Origin of the sequence: Pseudomonas palleroniana (assembly GCF_003031675.1) — a bacterium.
GTDB lineage: Bacteria > Pseudomonadota > Gammaproteobacteria > Pseudomonadales > Pseudomonadaceae > Aquipseudomonas > Aquipseudomonas palleroniana.
The window spans coordinates 62,847-81,450 of sequence record NZ_PYWX01000017.1 but is presented as its reverse complement, the minus strand read 5'-3'; the positions used below and the strand labels follow the sequence as shown (position 1 = coordinate 81,450).

Sequence of the window (18,604 nt, the reverse complement as noted above, 5' to 3'; positions counted from 1 at the left end):
GCATTGGGCGTTTGTCTTCAAATCAGTGCGTCAGGCTGAAACCTTTCCGCTTCATGTCGCCAGTTCAGGGCGGTCGCGAAACTGCGCCAGGGCCTGCGGGTTGGCCAGGGCGTCGGTGTTTTTCACCGGCTCGCCGTGAACCACATTGCGCACCGCCAATTCGACGATCTTGCCGCTGATGGTGCGCGGGATATCGGAGACGGCGAGAATCCTCGCCGGCACGTGGCGCGGTGTGGTGTTGGCGCGGATTACCTGGCGGATCTGCTGTTGCAGGGCGTCGTCCAGCTCGATACCGTCATTGAGGCGTACGAACAGCACTACACGCACATCGTCTTGCCAGCGTTGGCCGATGGCCAGGCTTTCCAGCACTTGCGGGATTTTTTCCACCTGGCGATAGATCTCTGCGGTGCCGATCCGTACGCCGCCGGGGTTGAGCACGGCGTCCGAGCGCCCGTGGATCAGCAGGCCGCCATGGGGGCGCTGCTCGGCGTAGTCGCCCTGAGCCCACACCCCGGGAAATTGACTGAAATACGAGGCGCGCAGTTTCTGCTGGTCCGGATCGTTCCATAAGCCGATCGGCATCGCCGGAAAATGCCGAGTGCACACCAGCTCGCCTTTTTCGCCGATCAACGGCCGGCCGTGTTCATCCCACACTTCGATGGCCATCGCCAGGCTCTTGCACTGCATTTCGCCGCGCCGCACCGGCAGCACCGGGTTGCCGATCACAAAACAGGAGACGATGTCGGTACCGCCCGACATCGACGCCAGGCACAGCTCGGGTTTGATCTCGCGGTAAACATAGTCGTAGCTGTGGGGCGACAGCGGCGAACCGGTTGAAATCAGACCCTTGAGGCTGTGCAGATCATGGCTCAGGCGCGGTTGCAGCCCGGCTTTTTCCAGGGTGGCGAGGAATTTCGGGCTGGTGCCGAACACGCTGATGTGTTCCGCATCGATCAGGTCGATCAACCGTTCAGGCCCAGGGTGGAATGGCGAGCCGTCATATAGCACTGCGGTTGCGCCAAGGGCCAGCACCGACACCAGCCAGTTCCACATCATCCAGCCGCAGGTGGTGTAGTAGAACAGGCAATCATCCCTGGACAGGTCGGCATGCAGGCCGTGCTCCTTGAGATGGGTGAGCAGCACGCCGCCGGTGCCGTGGATGATGCATTTGGGCACGCCGGTGGTGCCGCTGGAATAGAGGATGTACAGCGGGTGATCGAACGGCACGGCCACAAACTCAGGCTCGCCGCCAGGTTGATAGAAGTCGTGCCACAGCGTGACCCTGGCTCGGCTGCGGTAGTCGTCGACCCGCGCCTGAGGCCGTGCGTACGGCACGATGATCAGCTGTTCGAGGGACGGCAGGCGTTCGAGGATTTCATTGAGCTTGGCGCTCTGGTCGATGTCTTTGCCGGCATAGCGGTAACCGGCGCAGGTGATCAACACTTTGGGCTCGATCTGGCCGAAGCGGTCGATCACGCCCTGGGTGCCGAAGTCCGGCGACGAACACGACCAGATCGCGCCGAGGCTGGTGGTGGCCAGCATACCCACCAGGGTTTGCCAGGTGTTGGGCATGCACGCGGCGACGCGGTCGCCCTGGGTTACGCCGGCGTCGCGCAGGCTGCGCTGCAAGCCGGCGACATGCTGGGCGAGTTCGGCGTAGGTCAAGGCTTCGCGGTGGCCATCCTCACTGATGGCGACCACGGCCGGGTGTTCGTCGCGGCGGCGCAGCAGGTGTTCGGCGAAGTTCAGCGTGGCGCCGGGAAACCACTGGGCGCTGGGCATCTCGGCCTCTTCGATCAGCGTCGCAATGGGCGGGCTGCGAAACGCTACGTCGAAATAGCTGACGATGGCTTGCCAGAAATCCGGGCGCTGGTCGATGCTCCACTGGTGCAGGGCGGGGTAATCGTCGAGCTGCACGCTGTAGCGTTGGTTGATGTAGCGGCGGAACTGGTCCATGCGCGTGTTGGCGATGCGTTCCGGGGAGGGTTGCCAGAGGATGTCGGACATAGGCGAATCTCTTGTTCGTCAACGACGATCAAATAGGGGGGCGGGCTGCCTCACCCCTATTTGAATCTTCAGTGCCTGGATTACTGCGCCAGCCAGCCGCCGTCAATATTCCAGGCGGCGCCGCGCACCTGGGCACCGGCTTCGCTGCACAGGAACAGCACCAACTCGCCCAGCTGCGGTGGGGTGACAAATTCCAGCGACGGTTGTTTCTCGGCCAGCAGGTCATGCTGCGCCTGCTGGGGATCGACACCCGCGGCGGCACGATCGTCAATCTGCTTCTGCACCAGCGGTGTCAGCACCCAGCCTGGGCAGATAGCGTTGCAGGTGACGTTGCTGGTGGCCGTCTCCAGGCCCACGACTTTGGTCAGGCCGATGACGCCGTGTTTGGCCGCCACATAGGCCGCCTTGCCCACCGAGCCGACCTGGCCGTGCACCGACGCGATGTTGACGATGCGCCCCCAGCCCTTGGCCTTCATTCCCGGCAAGCTCAGGCGTGTGCTGTGGAACACCGAGGACAGGTTGATTGCGATGATCGAGTCCCAGCGCTCCACCGGGAAATCTTCTACCGCCGCCACATGCTGGATACCGGCGTTATTGACCAGGATATCGACGCCGCCGAACTCACGCTCGGCATAGGCGATCATGTCGGCGATCTGCGCCGGATCGCTGACGTCGGCCGGGTGGTGGCCGACCTTGCCGCCGAACGCCTGTACCTGGGCGATCACCGCGCTGGCATCGCCGAAGCCGTTGAGGATCAGGTTGGCGCCGGCCTTGGCCAGGCTCAGTGCGATGCCCAGGCCGATGCCGCTGGTGGAGCCGGTAACCAGGGCGGTCTTGCCATTCAAAGTCGTCATGAAAACCTCACACAATGCCGGTGGCGTAGAAAGTACCAATCACCACGAAGACCGCGAGGGTCTTGATGAGGGTGATGCCGAAAATGTCCTTGTAGGCTTCGCGGTGGGTCAGGCCGGTGACCGCCAGCAGCGTGATCACCGCGCCGTTGTGGGGCAGGGTGTCCATGCCGCCGCTGGCCATGGCCGCGACCCGGTGCAGCACTTCAAGAGGAATATTGGCCGCGTGGGCCGCCGAAATAAAGCTCTCGGACATCGCCGCCAGGGCGATGCTCATGCCGCCGGAGGCGGAACCGGTGATACCGGCCAGCAGGGTCACGGTAATCGCCTCGTTGACCAGTGGGTTGGGGATACCCTTGAGCCAGTCCGCCAGCACCAGGAAGCCCGGCAGCGAGGCAATCACCGCGCCGAAGCCGTATTCCGACGCGGTGTTCATCGCCGCCAGCAAGGCGCCGCTGACCGCACTTTTGCTGCCGTCGGCAAGCTTGCTCTTGATCGCCGACCAGCCGAATGCCAGCACCATCAGGATGCCCACCAACAGTGCCGCCTGCACCGCCCAGATCGCGGTGAGCTTGGCGATCTCGGTGGTCACCGGCGCGCTCATGCCCGGCAGGCTGAGGCTGTGGGTCTTGCCGTACCACTGTGGAATCCAGTGGGTGAACAACAGGTTCATCACGCCCACCAGAATCAGTGGCGACAGGGCGATCCAAGGGTTGGGCAGCCTCAGGTTTTCGGCGGTTTCCGGTTCGTTGCGCAACTCGGTGCCATAACCCTCGGCGGCGCGTTGTGCCTTGTTGCGCTGGCGTGTCAGGTAGAGCATGCCGGCGCAGAACACGAAAATCGTGCCGATCAGCCCCAGCCACGGCGCTGCCCACGCCGTGGTGTTGAAAAAGGTGCTGGGGATGATGTTCTGGATCTGCGGTGTGCCGGGCAGGGCGTCCATGGTGAACGAGAACGCGCCGAGGGCGATGGTCGCCGGAATCAGGCGCTTGGGGATATTGCTCTGGCGGAACATCTCGGCGGCGAACGGGTACACCGCGAACACCACCACGAATAGCGACACGCCGCCGTAGGTGAGCAGGGCGCAGACCAGCACGATCACCAGCATCGCCTGGCGGGTGCCGAGCAGGCGGATCGCTGCGGCAACAATCGAACGCGAAAAGCCCGACAGCTCGATCAGCTTGCCGAACACCGCACCGAGCAGGAACACCGGGAAATACAGTTTGATGAAGCCGACCATTTTCTCCATGAACACCCCGGTAAAGGCAGGGGCGACGGCGGAGGGGTCGGTGAGCAGTACCGCGCCGAGGGCGGCGATGGGCGCAAACAGGATAACGCTATAGCCACGGTAGGCAGCCAGCATCAGCAGCGCCAGGGCTGCCAGGGCAATGATCACACTCATGGTGTGTCTCCAGATTGTTATTTTTGTGGGGTGGTGCTTTGGAGAGGAGCTATAGCTAGATGTGTGCCAAAAATTTAACTGGTTGATATATAAAAGAATTTTCCGGAGGTTGACTGATAATTTGAATTTTTGTCTCTAATCTGAGACAGGTGAAAATCCACTCTGGGAGGGGGCTTGCTCCCGATAGCGGTGTTTCAGTCGGTACTTGTGCCAGCAGGAATGCAGCTATCGGGAGCAAGCCCCCTCCCACAGAAGGATGTCTCTACTTTGAGATTTGTATCTCTTTATTGAGATTTGATGATGCCTAGCGCCACCATCTTCTTGTACAGCGTCGACCGCCCAAGCCCCAGGCGCCTGGCCGCCTCCACCACATTGCCGTCACAGGCTTGCAATGCGCCCGTGATCACCTGCCGATCAAAGCGTTCCCGTGCGGCACTGAACGATTCACCCTCGATCGCCCGCAGCGTACTGCGCTCCACCGGGCTGAACGTACCGATCGCCGCTCGAATGTCTGCGGCATTCAACACCAGGTCATCACTCAACAACGCCGCACGCTCCAGCACATTGCGCAGCTCGCGAATATTCCCCGGCCACGCATGTTGCGCCAGCAGCCCCAGAGCCTCGGGGGCGAGTTCGTGGCGGCTGAGCAGTTCTTCAAGAATCGCCTCGCTCAGCGCCGGGATGTCCTCCAGGCGCTCACGCAAGGGCGGCACCTGGATCGGCAGCACGTTGAGCCGGTAATACAAGTCCGCACGGAACTCACCGCGCTTGATCGCCGCTTCCAGGTCCATGGAGGTGGCGGCGATCACGCGCACATCGCTGTGCAGCATCTCGTTGGAGCCGACCGGTTCATATTCCTTTTCCTGCAGCACCCGCAGCAGTTTGCTTTGCAGCGGCAGTGGCATATCGCCGATTTCATCGAGAAACAGCGTGCCGCCCTGGGCGATCTGCAGTTTGCCGGGGCGCCCCTTGCGGTCGGCGCCGGTAAACGCGCCGGGGGCGGTGCCGAAGAATTCGGCCTCGAGCAGGTCTGCGGGGATGGCCGCGCTGTTGATACTGACAAAGGCTTTGCTCGCCCGATTCGAAGCGCCATGAATCGCCTGGGCGAGCAGCTCCTTGCCGGTGCCGGTTTCGCCCAGCAGCAATACCGGTGACTCGGCACTCGCACTGCGGCGTGCCCGGCGTTTGACTTCCAGGCTGGCAGTGCTGGTGCCGATAAAGTGGGCGAAGTTGTACTTGCTCTGACGCTTGCGCAGCAGCGAGCGGGTCGACGCCAGCTCCTGTTGCATACTCAGGTAACGTTCGATCATCGGCGACAGGTTGCGCAGTTCATCAAACAGCGCAAAGCCAATCGCCCCGATCACTGCCCCGGCATCGTCATGGATCGGCAGGCGCATCACCACCAGCGGGCCTTTGGGCGTGTCCTGGATATCCAGCAGAATCGGCCGATCGGTGCGCACCACTTGGCGCAGCAGGCTGTTGGAAATGACCTTCTCACAGGGCTGGCCGATGGCTTCGTCAGCACTGTTGAGCCCGAAGCGCTTGGCGTAGCGCTCGTTCATCCAGACGATATTTGCGTCGCGGTCGACAATCACCGTGCCTTCACTGGACTGCTCGATGATCTCGAACAGCGACTGGATCGCCTGGCCGCGAACCTGTTGGTAGTCCTTGAGGCTGGTACTCATGCGTGCAGAATCCTGTAGGCGCGAGCTTGCTCGCGAAAAACATCAACGATAACGCAGCGCTGCCCGATACCCCGTGTCGCCTGTCTGTGCTTCGCGAGCAAGCTCGCTCTTACAAGGGGATGTGCGCCGCTGCCAGCAGCTCTTTGGTGTAAGGGTGTTGCGGTGCATCGAACACGTCGTGGCTCGCGCCGCGCTCCACCACTTTGCCGTCCTTGATCACAATCATGTCATGGGCCATGGCGCGTACCACGGCCAGGTCATGGCTGATAAACAGGTAGGTCAGGCCGTATTTTTCCTGCAACTCGCGCAGCAGCGCTACCACCTGTTTCTGCACTGTCCGGTCGAGTGCCGAAGTGGGTTCGTCGAGCAGCATCAGTGCAGGCTTGAGCACCAATGCGCGGGCGATGGCGATGCGTTGACGCTGGCCGCCGGAAAACTCATGGGGGTAACGATGCCGGCTCTCTGGGTCGAGGCCCACATCCTTGAGCACCTGGATCACCTGGGCGTCGCGATCTTCCAGGCTGCACGGCGCATGCACTTCCAGGCCTTCGCTGATGATCTGTTGTACCGACATGCGCGGGCTGAGGCTGCCATAGGGGTCCTGGAACACCACCTGCATCTGCTTGCGCCACGGGCGCATCTGCTGAGGGTTCAGCGGGTCGAGGGCTGCGCCCTGGAAGCGGATGCTGCCGGTGGACTCCAGCAGGCGCAGGATCGCCTGGCCCAGGGTGGATTTGCCCGAGCCGGATTCGCCGACAATCCCCAGGGTCTTGCCGCGCTGTACGCTGAGGCTGATGCCATCCACTGCGCGCAGGTAGGTCTTGCGTCGAAACAGACCGCCGCCGAGCGGGAATTGCACGCTCAGGTCGTCCACCTGCAACACCGTTTCGCGTTCGTCACGGCACAGCACATCACCGCTCGGCTCGGCGTCCAGCAGCAGGCGGCTGTAAGGGTGCTGCGGTGCGTTGAACAAGGTCTGGCAGTCCGCCTGCTCGACAATGTCCCCGGCGCGCATCACGCACACGCGTTGAGCAATGCTGCGGACCAGGTTGAGGTCGTGACTGATCAATAGCAGCGACATGCCCAGGCGTTCCTGCAGGGACTTGAGCAGCAGCAGGATCTTGCGTTGTACGGTGACGTCCAGCGCGGTGGTCGGTTCGTCGGCGATCAGCAGTTCCGGTTCGCACGCCAGGGCCATGGCGATCATCACCCGCTGGCGCTGGCCACCGGAGAGTTGGTGCGGGTAAGCCTTGAGCCGCTCCCGGGGTTTCTGGATGCCCACCAGGTCGAGCAATTGAAGGATGCGCGCCTGCGCCGCCTTGCCGCCCAGGCCCTTGTGCAGCAGCAAGGTTTCGCCGATCTGTTTTTCGATGCTGTGCAGCGGGTTGAGGGAGGTCATCGGCTCCTGGAAGATCATTGCAATCCGGTTGCCACGCAGCTTTTGCAGGGTGGCTGGCGACGCCCCGATCAACTCCTGGCCACGGTACTTCACCGAGCCGGTGGTACGCGTACCGGCTTCGGGCAGCAGTTGCAGGATCGAATGCGCCGTCACCGACTTGCCCGAGCCCGATTCACCCACCAGCGCCAGGCATTCGCCAGGACGGATATCCAGGCTCAGGTTGCGCACCACGGTCTGGCCGCTGAAAGCGACGCTGAGGTCGCGGATTTCGATCAGGTTCATACGGCGTCACTCATGAACGTGGGTCGAAGGCATCACGTAATGCCTCACCGATAAAGACCAGCAGCGACAAGATCAGCGCCAGGCTGAAAAACGCCGTCAGGCCCAGCCAGGGCGCTTGCAGGTTCTGCTTGCCCTGGGCGATCAGCTCGCCCAGGGAAGCGCTGCCCGCAGGCATGCCGAAGCCGAGGAAATCCAGGGCGCTCAAAGTGGAAATCGCCCCGGTCAGGATAAACGGCAGGTAGCTCAGGGTGGCGGTCATGGCGTTGGGCAGGATATGCCGGCGAATGATTTTGCCATTGCCCAGGCCCAATGCCCGTGCGGCCTTGACGTATTCCAGATTGCGTCCGCGCAGGAACTCGGCACGCACCACGTCCACCAGGGCCAGCCAGGAAAACAACGCCATGATCCCCAGCAGCCACCAGAAATTCGGCTCGACGAAACCCGACAGGATGATCAGCAGGTAAAGCACCGGCAACCCGGACCACACCTCGAGGATGCGCTGGCCGAGCAGGTCGACCCAGCCGCCGTAAAAGCCTTGCAATGCGCCGGCAGCGATGCCGATAGCGGCGCTGATGGCGGTGAGCGCCAGGGCAAACAGGATCGACACACGGGCGCCGAAGATCACCCGCGCCAGTACATCCCGCGCCTGGTCATCGGTGCCCAGCCAGTTCACCGCAGACGGTGGGCTGGGCGCTGGGCGGGTCAGTTCGTAGTTGGGCGTGTCGTCGCTGAACGGAATCGGCGGGAACAGCATCCAGCCGCCGTCCTGCTTGATCAGCTTTTGCACGTAGTCGCTGCGGTAATCGGCCTGGAACGGCAACTGCCCGCCGAACTGCTGTTCGGTGTAGCGCTTGAAGACCGGGAAATACAGCTCGTTCTTGTAGCTGAGCACCAGGGGTTTGTCATTGGCGATCAGCTCGCCGCCCAATGTCAGGATAAACAGCCCGATAAACAGCCACAGTGACCACCAGCCGCGACGGTTCTTCTTGAAACGCTCGAAACGCCGACGGGCCACGGGGGAAAGATTGAGCATCAGGCGTTCCTCGCGGCGAAGTCGATACGCGGGTCCACCAGGGTGTAGCAGAGGTCACCGATCAGTTTTATCAAGAGCCCGAACAGGGTGAAGATAAACAGCGAGCCGAACACCACCGGGTAATCGCGGGACACCGCCGCTTCGTAGCTCATGCGGCCCAGGCCATCGAGGGAAAAGATCACCTCGATCAGCAGCGAGCCGGCAAAGAACACCGCGATAAACGCTTGGGGAATGCCCGAGATCACCAACAACATCGCATTGCGGAACACATGCCCGTACAGCACGCGTCGCTCGCTCAAGCCCTTGGCGCGGGCGGTCACCACGTACTGGCGTGTGATTTCATTGAGGAACGAGTTTTTGGTCAGGATAGTCAGCGTGGCGAACCCGCCGATCACCAATGAGGTGACCGGCAAGACCAGATGCCAGAAATAGTCGGCGATTTTGCCCACGGTGCTCAGCTCTTCGAAGTTTTCCGACACCAGCCCGCGCACCGGGAACCAGTTCAACGAAGTGCCGCCGGCAAAGAGCACGATCAGGAACATGGCGAACAGGAACGCCGGCATGGCATAGCCGATGACAATCGCGGTGCTGCTCCACACGTCGAAACTGCTGCCATGGCGCACGGCCTTGCGAATCCCCAGGGGGATCGACACCAGGTAGGTGATCAGCGTGGCCCACAGGCCGAGAGAAATGGTCACCGGCATTTTTTCGAGGATCAGGTCGATCACAGTCTTGCCGCGAAAGAAACTGTTGCCAAAGTCCAGTTGGGCATAGCTCTTGAGCATCAGCCAGAGGCGTTCCGGCGCCGGCTTGTCGAAGCCGTACTGTTTCTCGATGTCGGCGATCAACTTCGGGTCCAGGCCCCGGCTGGCGCGCGAGCCGCCGCTGACGCTTTCGCCGGACGAGCCGCCGACGCCACCGCCGCCGATCCCCTGCAAGTGGGCGATGGCCTGTTCCACCGGGCCACCGGGCGCGGCCTGTACGATCACGAAATTCACCAGCAGGATGATCACCAGCGTCGGGATGATCAGCAGCAGGCGCCGTACGATGTAGGCAAACATCAGTGGGTCGCTCCGCGTTTTTTCAATTCGGCGTTCATTTGCTCATTGGTCAACGGTGTCGGACTGATCTCCCACCAGGTTTCCAGGGCTTCGTCGTTTTTGGCCTCGATGGCGGGGCGGCCGAAGCGGTTCCACCAGGCCGCCGAGGTGCCGGGCGGGTAGTAGTTGGGAATCCACAGGTAGTTCCACTGCAGCACCCGGTCCAGGGCGTGGGCGTAGGTGAGCATCTGGGCTTGGGTGTCGGCTTTGACCAGGCCCTTGATCAACGTGTCGACGGCCGGGTCCTTGAGCACCGCGTAGTTGTTGGCGCCTGGATCGTAGGCCGCAGCTGAACCGAAGTAGTTGTACAGCCCCATGCCGGGTGAGGTGGTGACCGGGAAGCCGATCACGATCATGTCGTAGTCTCGGGCCATGATTCGATTCACGTATTGGGAAGCGTCGATACGCCGGATATTCAGGGTGATGCCGATCTGCGCCAGGTTGCGCTTGTACGGCAGCAGCAGGCGTTCCAGCCCGGCCTGGGCGCTGAGAAAGGTGAACTCCAGCGCTTCGCCGTCGGCGTTGACCAGTTTGTCACCGTCGGGTTTCCAGCCGGCTTCTTCCAGCAGGGCCAGCGCTTGCAGCTGTTTGTCGCGGATCATGCCGCTGCCGTCGGTGACCGGTGCCTTGAACACCTGGGTGAACACCTCGTCGGGCACTTGCCCACGCAAGGGTTCGAGAATCGCCAGTTCCTCCTGTGTGGGCGGTTGGCTGGCGGCCAGCGGGCTGTTGGAGAAGAAGCTCTGCTGGCGGATATACATATTGCGCATCATCTGCCGGTTGGCCCATTCGAAATCCCACAGCATTGCCAGGGCCTGGCGCACGCGGCGGTCCTTGAACATCGGTTTTTGCACGTTGAACACATAGCCCTGGGCCGGTTGCGGCATTTCCTTGGCCAAATGGGCGCGTTGCAGGCGGCCATCGTCCAGGGCCGGCCCGTTGTAGCCGATGGAATAGCCGGTGGCGGAAAACTCGCGGTTGAAATCATAGGCGCCACCGCGCAGCACCTGGCGGGCGACTTCGGTGTCGCCGAAATATTCCAGGCTCAGGTGGTCGAAGTTGTACAGGCCACGGCTGACCGCAAGGTCCTTGCCCCACCAGTTGGGGTCGCGGGTAAAGGTGATGGTGCTGCCGGAGTCGATCTTGCTGATGGTGTACGGGCCACTGCCCAGTGGGGCTTCGTAGCCGCCGCCGTTGGCGAAGTCGCGGGTTTTCCACCAGTGCTCGGGAAACACCGGCAGGGTGGCGACATCCAGGGGCAGGGTGCGGTTTTCATTGCTGGAAAAGTCGAAACGTACCTGGCGCTCGCCTTCGACTTCGACGTGCTTGACGTCGGCGAACAGCGTCCGAAAGCGCAGGCTGCCCTGGGTCATCAGCAGGTCGAAGCTGTAGCGCACGTCTTCGGCAGTGATCGGCGTGCCATCGGCGAAGCGTGCCTTGGGGTTGAGGAAGAAGCGCAAGGACAAACCGTCATCGGCGCGTTCCATCTTCTCTGCCACCAGGCCATACACGGTGTAGGGTTCATCCAGGGAGCGCTGGGCGAGGGGCGCATAGAGCCAGCCGTCGACCTGGGATACGCCGATGCCTTTGTCGATATACGGCAGCACGTGGTCGAAGCGCCCGATCTCGATGGCCGAGCGCCGCAGGCTGCCGCCCTTGGGGGCGTCGGGGTTGACATAGTCGAAGTGGCTGAAGCCGGCGGGATACTTGGCCGGTTCGCCGTACACCGTCAGGTAGGTCTGCGGGGCCGCGATCACGGCGGTACTGGCCAGCAGCAGGGCCAGGGAGGTACTGAGCAGTCTGGAAAAAGCCAATCGCATTATCAGCCTTGAACGCCGGGTGAAGAAGAATAGGGACTTGTACGCTAACGGCATCCGTGTCGCCAGTCATCACATGCACAACGGCCCACCAAGAGGCGGGCCGTTGTTTATCGCATCAGCGCGGACGGGATCAGTCCTGGCGGCTGGTGACTTCCAGCAGGTGGTAACCGAACTGGGTCTTCACCGGGCCTTGCACGGTATTGATCGGGGCGCTGAATACGACGGTGTCGAATTCCTTGACCATCTGGCCTGGACCGAACGAACCCAGGTCACCGCCTTGACGGCTGGAAGGGCAGCTGGAGTTGGCTTTGGCGATTTCTGCGAAATCAGCGCCGCCTTCGATTTGGGCCTTCAGTTCGTTGCACTTGTCTTCGGTGGAAACGAGGATATGACGGGCGGTGGCTTTGGCCATGGGAGTAACTCCTTGAATGAAAAGGGTGAGCCTACCGGATTCAGGCGGTTATTTCCTGGCAAAGTTCCGATCCGATGAACCAGCGGTCATTCTTGAACGCCCAGGAACTGCCTGTGCTCAGCCCAGGACGATATAGTCATTTTGCTGAATGATGGGGCGATGCGAGCCTTGTACGAGGTGAATATAGCGGCCGTCCACCAGGTCGATGGGCAGGCAGTCGTCGACATCCATCACACGGTCGGTGTGGGCCAGAGACCAGTGGCTCAGCATCTTCTGTTTGCCTTTGGCCTTGGCTTCCTGCGGGTTGCGGGCCACGACCAGCACGTAGTGATGAGCTTCGCCAAAGGCGCCGGCTTCATAGCCGCCGAGGTTGATGAAGTACAACCGCTGGGCATCGGCGCTTGGCGCCAGGTGGCTCACTTCGACTTTCCAGCCATCCACACCGTCGACCCCCATCCACGCATCGATGTGCATACCGGACGGGCTGCCGAACCAGTTGTCGCGCAATTGCGGATAAGTGGCTTGCAGCGTATCTGCCACGGTAAAGACCACATCGTGCACTTCGATCCTGGCCCTGGGGTGCTTGCCCCCGAGCATCACTACAAACAGCATGGGAGAGCTTCCTGGCGAGTGGGCAAAACGTAACCATACTTCGATTGAACCCTTCTGTCCGCTCAGTGCCACACTCTAGACCTGCGAACTCATCAGGAGATTGTCATGCGTACCATTGATCTGGCTGGCATTCCTGTGCCGGTCATCGGCCAGGGGACCTGGCGCATGGGCGAAAACCCGGACCAGCACCGCGCCGAAGTGGCCGCGTTGCAGTTGGGTATCGACGAGGGCATGCGCCTGATCGATACCGCCGAAATGTACGGCGAGGGCGGCGCCGAACGGGTGGTCGGCGAAGCTATTCGCGGCAGGCGTGACCAGGTGTTCCTGGTCAGCAAGGTGTACCCTCACAATGCCAGTCACCAGGGCGTTCCACGAGCCTGCGAAGCCAGCCTGCAACGCTTGGGCACGGACTACATTGACTTGTATCTGTTGCATTGGCGTGGTCAGTATCCCCTTGAAGAAACCGTCGAAGCGTTCGAGCGCCTGCGTGAGGCCGGCAAGATCGGCCGTTGGGGTGTCTCCAATTTTGATGTCGCCGACCTGCAGGAGCTGGCATCGCCGGCCTGTGCGACCAACCAGGTGCTCTACAACATCGAAGAGCGCGGTATCGAGTTCGACTTGCTGCCGTGGTGGCAGCAACATCATTTGCCGTTGATGGCTTATTGCCCGATTGCGCAAGGCGGTGAGCTGTTGTCCAGTTCCACGCTCAAGCAGGTTGCTCATCGCCATGATGTGACGCCTGCCCAGGTTTGCCTTGCTTGGGTTTTGCGGCAGGAAGGGGTGATTGCGATCCCCAAGGCGGTCAAGCCTGAGCATGTGCGGCTTAATGCCGGGGCTGCGAAACTGGTGTTGGATGAGCATGATCTGGATGCGATTGATCGTGTATTTGGTGCGCCCAGGCGTAAGCATCCGTTGGCGATGGTGTAGCCCCTGTGGTGAGGGGGCTTGCTCCCGTGGCGGCCTATGGGCCGACCAGGATGTCGGAATGGGTTGTGTACATATCCATTGCTGCGGTAACGGCGGCTTAGGGTTCCGCTCTTACAGCGGCTCACTTTTGGAAAGGCCCAAAAGTAAGCAAAAGGCCTTTGCCCCACCACTCGGCACCTCGCTCAGGCTCGGTGTGCCCGAACGCAGGTTTGAATCCGTGGGCCGCCGCCACGCGCCATCCATGGCGCGGGGCGGCTAACCCGGCGTCCTGCCGGGTTACCCACGGATTCAAACCTGCGTTCGGCCAGCGTGGTTTAACGGGGCGCCTGAGATCAAGATCAAAAGCAGATCTAGAGCAGATCTAGAGCAGATCAAAAGCAAGATCAAAACACGGCAGACAGCGCGTCACGGCCGTTGTTGCTGTAGGTACCCACGCCTCCAGCAGCAGGAGCGGCGCCTTCCCTGGCTGCCGGTCCTGCGTGAGCCTTACTTAACTGGCCACTGGGCTGCGCCAGTCGTCAGAGCCGGACGTGCCGGCGACTTCGTGGGTCCAGACGATTTTGCGATAGGTGAAATACACATCCTCCAGATGGGTGAAATGCGCGTTGTCAGGGTCCTGGCAGTTGGGCATGCGCGATTGAATGTCCACGATGGTCGCGCCCTCGAGCTCCATGGTGAAGTAGTGTTCCTGGGTTCCGGCTGACGAAGTGCGGAACCATTCGAGCCGGCACGACACTTCCTCGCCTGAGGTCAGTGCGCTGAATAGCAGCGGTGAGGATTTGTCGAAAATCTTGCTGATCATGAGGGGCTTATGTACCCGTTGCCCCGTCGGCTGGCCTGATTGCGGGTCGCGGGGAATGATCACCTGGTGAGCAAATGCCTGCACCAGGATCTGATCTTCATGACCTTCCTGAAAAAGATTGCCTACTGAGTCCTGGGTGAATGTACCCGCCGTAATCAAACCTTGTTTGACGCCGGTGACGGAGAGGTACGCGGGTGTTGGCATGACTGGTTTCCTTGCCTGATTAAGTAGGGATTGCCGAACGGCTTCGTTGCCGGACGGGCGAGTAGTTCCTATAACAAGAAGCGTGCCTGAAATTGGAAGGGTCAATGAAATAAGGGGGCGGAAGAATTAATCGGGGAATGTTGGTAAGTTGTGATGAGAGTTTCGCAATTTTTTTGGTAGTTGTTTGCGCATGTATGTGCAGTTAGTTGCTCGTGCAGTTTTGGTTGTTACTGTTGAGTGCTGGGGTATGACGCGATTTTTTGATCGTTTTGACTGTGCAATTTGTTGCGCAGTCCTTGTTTTTATTGGGTTGTAGGAAATTCCTTAAGTGATTTTCTGTTGCTTGATGATTGGCTCGGGCATGGCTAGTGTTCGCACACTTCATTCACTCGCTGGATGAAAGTTAAATGGCATTCTGATACGCATCTAAAAAGCGGTTAGTTTGCTTTTCCTGTGATGGATAGTTGTGTGCGCCTCTAAATGGATTACTCAGAAAAGCTTTGCGACTATTACCTTGAATTGGCGCGGCGACCGTGTTCGCCAAACGCGTTTGCTGGAAGTGATATGCGCTTCTCAGGCGAGTTCGAGGCACTGGAAGCGGAGCTGGGCAAAGCGCATTCGATTCATGGCGCGAGCCTGCCCGATTGGCAGAAGGTCAGTGCGCTCAGCGAGCACTTTTTGCGTGAGCATTCCAAGGACCTGCGAGTCGCCGTCTGGTTGACCTGGGCCCTTCATCAGCGTGATTCATTCGCCGGGCTGTTGGCGGGGCTCGGCCTGCTGCGGCATCTCTGTGAGCATCACTGGGTTGTGGTCTACCCGGTCAAGCCGCGTACACGCGTTGCCGCGTTGGGCTGGTTGGTGCTGCGGCTGGAGCAGCTCTTTGCGCAGGACCTTTCGCTTCTGGATCAGCGGCCTTTGTTTCAGGCGTTGCATGACCAACTCATCCGACTCGATGAGCTATGGGACCAGCATCTTGGAGCGGACGCACCCCTGTTGTTACCGATCCGCAGGCAGCTGTCGGAGCGTTTGGCACGTACTTCGCGAAGCGAGGCTGAGCCTGGCGGTGTCTTGAGTGTGATTGCCCAGGTCAAGCAGGCGACCACGCAATTGCTCAAGCCGGAGCCGGCGGTGAACAACGAAAAAGACGCGTACAAATTACTACGCGCCTTGCAGGAGCAGGCCCGTCCTTTGTGCGCCTGGTGGTTGCGCCAGAGTGCCAGTGACGTTCGTGCATTGCGCCTGAGCCGCACCTTGGCGTGGCTGACGCTCATCAATTATCCCGACGCCAATGGTGAGCGCGTTACGGCTCTGCGCCCGCTCTCTGCCGACAAACTCAAGCGTTGTCAGGAGCGCCTCAGCCAAGGTCATTACGCTGATCTGTTGCTGGAGCTTGAAGTCAGCCTGGCCGGTGCATTGTTCTGGTTTGACGGACTGCGTATGGCCTGGGAGTGCCTTGAGGCGTTGCAGGCAGAACCCGCCAGGACCGAGCTGGAAATGCATTTCGCTTTGCTCCTGCAACGCCTGCCGGGCTTGCCTGACTACAGGTTCGACGACGGCACACCGTTCGCGGATCCGGCCACCTGTGAATGGATCAGCCTGCACGTCATGCGTCACCTGCAAAGGACCGAGCCCTCCAGCGTTGTGCCCGATGTGGCAGGCGAATCGTGGGATGCGGCCTTGCAGGCGGTGATGCCGGTGCTGCGCAAGGAAGGACTCAAGGCCGCGGTTGCTGTGCTCAAGCAAGGGCAGCAGGCGGCACGCGGCGAACGGGCCCGTTTCCACTGGCAACTCGCACTCGCCCGGTTGTGCATGCGGGCCGGCAAGCACGACCTGGGCAGGGTTCAGCTGGAACAACTGGACCTCGAATTGCAACGCGCCGGGCTCGAACGCTGGGAGCCGCAACTGGCTCTGCAAGTCGCTCGGCTGCTGTATCGCTGCTATGACCGCTTGCCACAAAGTCACGCCGTGCGCGAAAGCAAGGATCTCACCCATCGCCGGTTGTGCCACTTCGACCTTGAAGCAGTACTTGAATGAAGCCCGATCAAAAAGGAGAAACAACATGGCCAAAGACGGTTCGGTAGCCCCCAAGGAACGTATCAACATCACCTTCAAACCTGCGGTCGGCGGGGTTCAGGAGGAGATCGAGCTACCGCTGAAGTTGCTGGTGCTGGGGGATTTCTCCCAGCGTGAAGACCCGCGCAAGCTCGAGGATAGAAAGCCCATCGGCATCGACAAGAACACCCTTGATGAGGTGTTGGCGAAACAGGCGCTCAGCTTGACGTTGAGTGTGCCCAATCGCCTGCAGGAGGCGGCTGAGGTCGAGGAGCTGGCCGTCGAGGTGCGGATCAATTCGATGAAGGATTTCAACCCGGCGAATCTCGTCGAGCAAATTCCCGCATTGCAGAAGCTGATGGTACTGCGTGAAGCGTTGATGGCACTCAAGGGGCCGCTGGGTAACACCCCCAGTTTTCGCAAAGCCATCGAACAGGCGTTGGCCGACGACGGTTCCCGCGCTCGGGTTCTGGCCGAACTCGGGTTGAACAATCCAGATGCCTGACATTTTCAGTAAAAGGACACTGACAGCATGACGACCACCCCAAGCAACTCGCAGCCGCTGCAAGGCTCCGTCGAGGGCAGCATCCTCGATAACATTATTGCCCAGACATTATTGAGCGCCGACGACGAGGCTTACGGCATCGCCAAGCGCGGCGTGTCGGCGTTTATCGAAGAGCTGGTCAAGCCGCACAACCGTGCAGAACCGGTCAAGAAACACCTGGTCGACCGGATGATTGCCGAGATCGATATCAAGCTCAGTCAACAAATGGATGAGATTCTGCATCATCCGGATTTCCAGGCGCTGGAGGCTTCCTGGAGAGGGTTGCAGTTACTGGTCGAACGCACCGATTTTCGCGAGAACATCAAGATCGAACTGCTGAATGTCTCGCGCACGGACCTGCTGGACGATTTTGAAGACGCCTCGGAAATTACCCAGTCGGGGCTGTACAAGCATATCTACAGCGCCGAGTACGGCCAGTTCGGCGGTCAGCCGGTAGGCGCGATCATTTCCAACTATTACCTATCCCCCAGCGCACCCGATGTGAAGCTCATGCAATACGTCGCCAGTGTCGCGTGCATGGCCCATGCCCCTTTCATCGCCGCTGCCGGCCCGAGCTTCTTCGGGCTGGAAAGCTTCACCGGATTACCCGACCTGAAGGACCTCAGGGACCATTTCGAAGGCCCGCAGTTTGCCAAGTGGCAAAGTTTTCGGCAGAGCGAAGACGCCCGTTACATTGCCTTGACCGTACCGCGCTTTCTGCTGCGAACCCCGTACGATCCCCTGGAATGCCCGGTGAGAACCTTTGCCTACCAGGAAAATGTGGTCAACAGCCACGAGCATTATCTATGGGGTAATACCGCCTACGCGTTTGCCACAAGATTGACCGACAGCTTCGCGCGTTTTCGCTGGTGCCCGAACATCATCGGCCCACAGAGTGGCGGGGCGGTCGAAGATCTTCCCTTGCATCATTTCCAGAGCATGGGTGAGATCGAAACCAAAATTCCTACCGAGGTCCTGGTTTCAGATCGGCGTGAATATGAACTCGCGCAAGAGGGCTTCATTGCCCTGACCATGCGCAAGGGCAGTGACAACGCAGCGTTCTTTTCCGCCAGCTCAGTGCAAAAGGCCAAGACCTTCGGCATCAGTGAAGAGGGCAAGGCCGCCGAGCTGAATTACCGGCTTGGCACCCAGCTGCCTTACATGATGGTCGTAAACCGCCTGGCCCATTACCTCAAGGTGCTGCAACGCGAGCAATTGGGCTCGTGGAAGGAGCGCACGGACCTGGAGCTGGAGCTCAACAAGTGGATTCGCCAATACGTGGCCGACCAGGAAAACCCCAGTGCCGAGGTGCGTGGGCGTAGGCCATTGCGTGCAGCGCGCATTGTCGTCAGCGATGTCGAGGGCGAGCCGGGCTGGTATCGGGTCAATTTGAGTGTGCGCCCGCACTTCAAGTACATGGGGGCAGACTTCACATTGTCCCTGGTCGGAAAGCTCGATAAAGAATGAGCGGA

At 60.6% G+C, this 18,604-nt stretch carries 15 protein-coding genes; 4 read left to right on the top strand and 11 right to left on the bottom strand.

The window, feature by feature from the left end; translation table 11 throughout:
- Positions 1 to 51 precede the first annotated feature (51 nt).
- The 10 genes from C9383_RS05895 to C9383_RS05850 all read right to left on the bottom strand — a co-directional run bounded on the left by C9383_RS05895 (position 52) and on the right by C9383_RS05850 (position 12,603).
- Entirely contained in the window at positions 52 to 2,007 is a 1,956-nt protein-coding gene (locus C9383_RS05895; RefSeq protein WP_090370570.1) for an acetoacetate--CoA ligase, read from the bottom strand.
- Between the two features lie 80 nt (positions 2,008 to 2,087).
- Positions 2,088 to 2,861: a 3-hydroxybutyrate dehydrogenase gene (locus tag C9383_RS05890; protein WP_060752570.1), complete on the bottom strand. Its 774-nt coding sequence runs from the start codon at positions 2,859 to 2,861 to the stop codon at positions 2,088 to 2,090.
- Between the two features lie 7 nt (positions 2,862 to 2,868).
- Positions 2,869 to 4,260 carry a GntP family permease gene (locus tag C9383_RS05885; protein ID WP_060752571.1) on the bottom strand — a complete coding sequence of 464 codons (1,392 nt, stop codon included), beginning with the start codon at positions 4,258 to 4,260 and terminating at the stop codon, positions 2,869 to 2,871.
- A 284-nt stretch (positions 4,261 to 4,544) separates the two neighbouring features.
- The gene (locus C9383_RS05880; protein WP_090370572.1) at positions 4,545 to 5,945 is read right to left on the bottom strand and encodes a sigma-54 interaction domain-containing protein; all 1,401 of its coding nucleotides are present in this window, start codon (positions 5,943 to 5,945) and stop codon (positions 4,545 to 4,547) included.
- A gap of 109 nt (positions 5,946 to 6,054) precedes the next feature.
- Positions 6,055 to 7,626 (bottom strand): ABC transporter ATP-binding protein, encoded by a 1,572-nt coding sequence (locus C9383_RS05875; RefSeq protein ID WP_090370575.1) that lies wholly within the window; start codon positions 7,624 to 7,626, stop codon positions 6,055 to 6,057.
- 10 nt (positions 7,627 to 7,636) lie between these two features.
- Complete coding sequence (locus C9383_RS05870) at positions 7,637 to 8,659, bottom strand: ABC transporter permease (RefSeq protein ID WP_060752574.1); 1,023 nt, start codon at positions 8,657 to 8,659, stop codon at positions 7,637 to 7,639.
- Entirely contained in the window at positions 8,659 to 9,720 is a 1,062-nt protein-coding gene (locus C9383_RS05865; RefSeq protein WP_060752575.1) for a microcin C ABC transporter permease YejB, read from the bottom strand. Before C9383_RS05865 ends, C9383_RS05870 begins: the two co-directional genes overlap by 1 nt.
- Positions 9,720 to 11,579, bottom strand: coding sequence for an extracellular solute-binding protein (locus tag C9383_RS05860; protein ID WP_090370579.1), 1,860 nt, complete (start codon positions 11,577 to 11,579; stop codon positions 9,720 to 9,722). The genes C9383_RS05865 and C9383_RS05860 overlap by 1 nt, the downstream gene beginning before the upstream one ends.
- A gap of 130 nt (positions 11,580 to 11,709) precedes the next feature.
- Positions 11,710 to 11,991 (bottom strand): peptidylprolyl isomerase, encoded by a 282-nt coding sequence (locus C9383_RS05855; RefSeq protein ID WP_090370581.1) that lies wholly within the window; start codon positions 11,989 to 11,991, stop codon positions 11,710 to 11,712.
- Positions 11,992 to 12,108: 117 nt separating this feature from the next.
- Positions 12,109 to 12,603 carry a DUF1543 domain-containing protein gene (locus C9383_RS05850; RefSeq protein ID WP_090370584.1) on the bottom strand — a complete coding sequence of 165 codons (495 nt, stop codon included), beginning with the start codon at positions 12,601 to 12,603 and terminating at the stop codon, positions 12,109 to 12,111.
- A gap of 105 nt (positions 12,604 to 12,708) precedes the next feature.
- On the opposite strand from C9383_RS05850, the gene C9383_RS05845 reads away from it, so the two are divergent.
- A complete protein-coding gene (locus C9383_RS05845; protein WP_090370586.1) occupies positions 12,709 to 13,530 on the top strand; it encodes an aldo/keto reductase in 822 nt (273 codons plus the stop codon).
- A 490-nt stretch (positions 13,531 to 14,020) separates the two neighbouring features.
- On the opposite strand, the gene C9383_RS05835 is transcribed toward C9383_RS05845, so the two are convergent.
- Complete coding sequence (locus C9383_RS05835) at positions 14,021 to 14,536, bottom strand: Hcp family type VI secretion system effector (protein ID WP_090370588.1); 516 nt, start codon at positions 14,534 to 14,536, stop codon at positions 14,021 to 14,023.
- A gap of 480 nt (positions 14,537 to 15,016) precedes the next feature.
- Here C9383_RS05835 and tssA point away from each other — a divergent pair, with 480 nt between their 5' ends.
- Genes tssA through tssC form a run of 3 tightly spaced genes read left to right on the top strand, consistent with a single transcriptional unit; the run spans position 15,017 to position 18,599 of the window.
- A complete protein-coding gene (gene tssA / locus C9383_RS05830) occupies positions 15,017 to 16,570 on the top strand; it encodes a type VI secretion system protein TssA (RefSeq protein WP_090370590.1) in 1,554 nt (517 codons plus the stop codon).
- Positions 16,571 to 16,595: 25 nt separating this feature from the next.
- Entirely contained in the window at positions 16,596 to 17,093 is a 498-nt protein-coding gene (tssB, locus tag C9383_RS05825; RefSeq protein ID WP_090370594.1) for a type VI secretion system contractile sheath small subunit, read from the top strand.
- A 27-nt stretch (positions 17,094 to 17,120) separates the two neighbouring features.
- The gene (tssC, locus tag C9383_RS05820) at positions 17,121 to 18,599 is read left to right on the top strand and encodes a type VI secretion system contractile sheath large subunit (protein ID WP_090370595.1); all 1,479 of its coding nucleotides are present in this window, start codon (positions 17,121 to 17,123) and stop codon (positions 18,597 to 18,599) included.
- Positions 18,600 to 18,604: the final 5 nt, after the last annotated feature.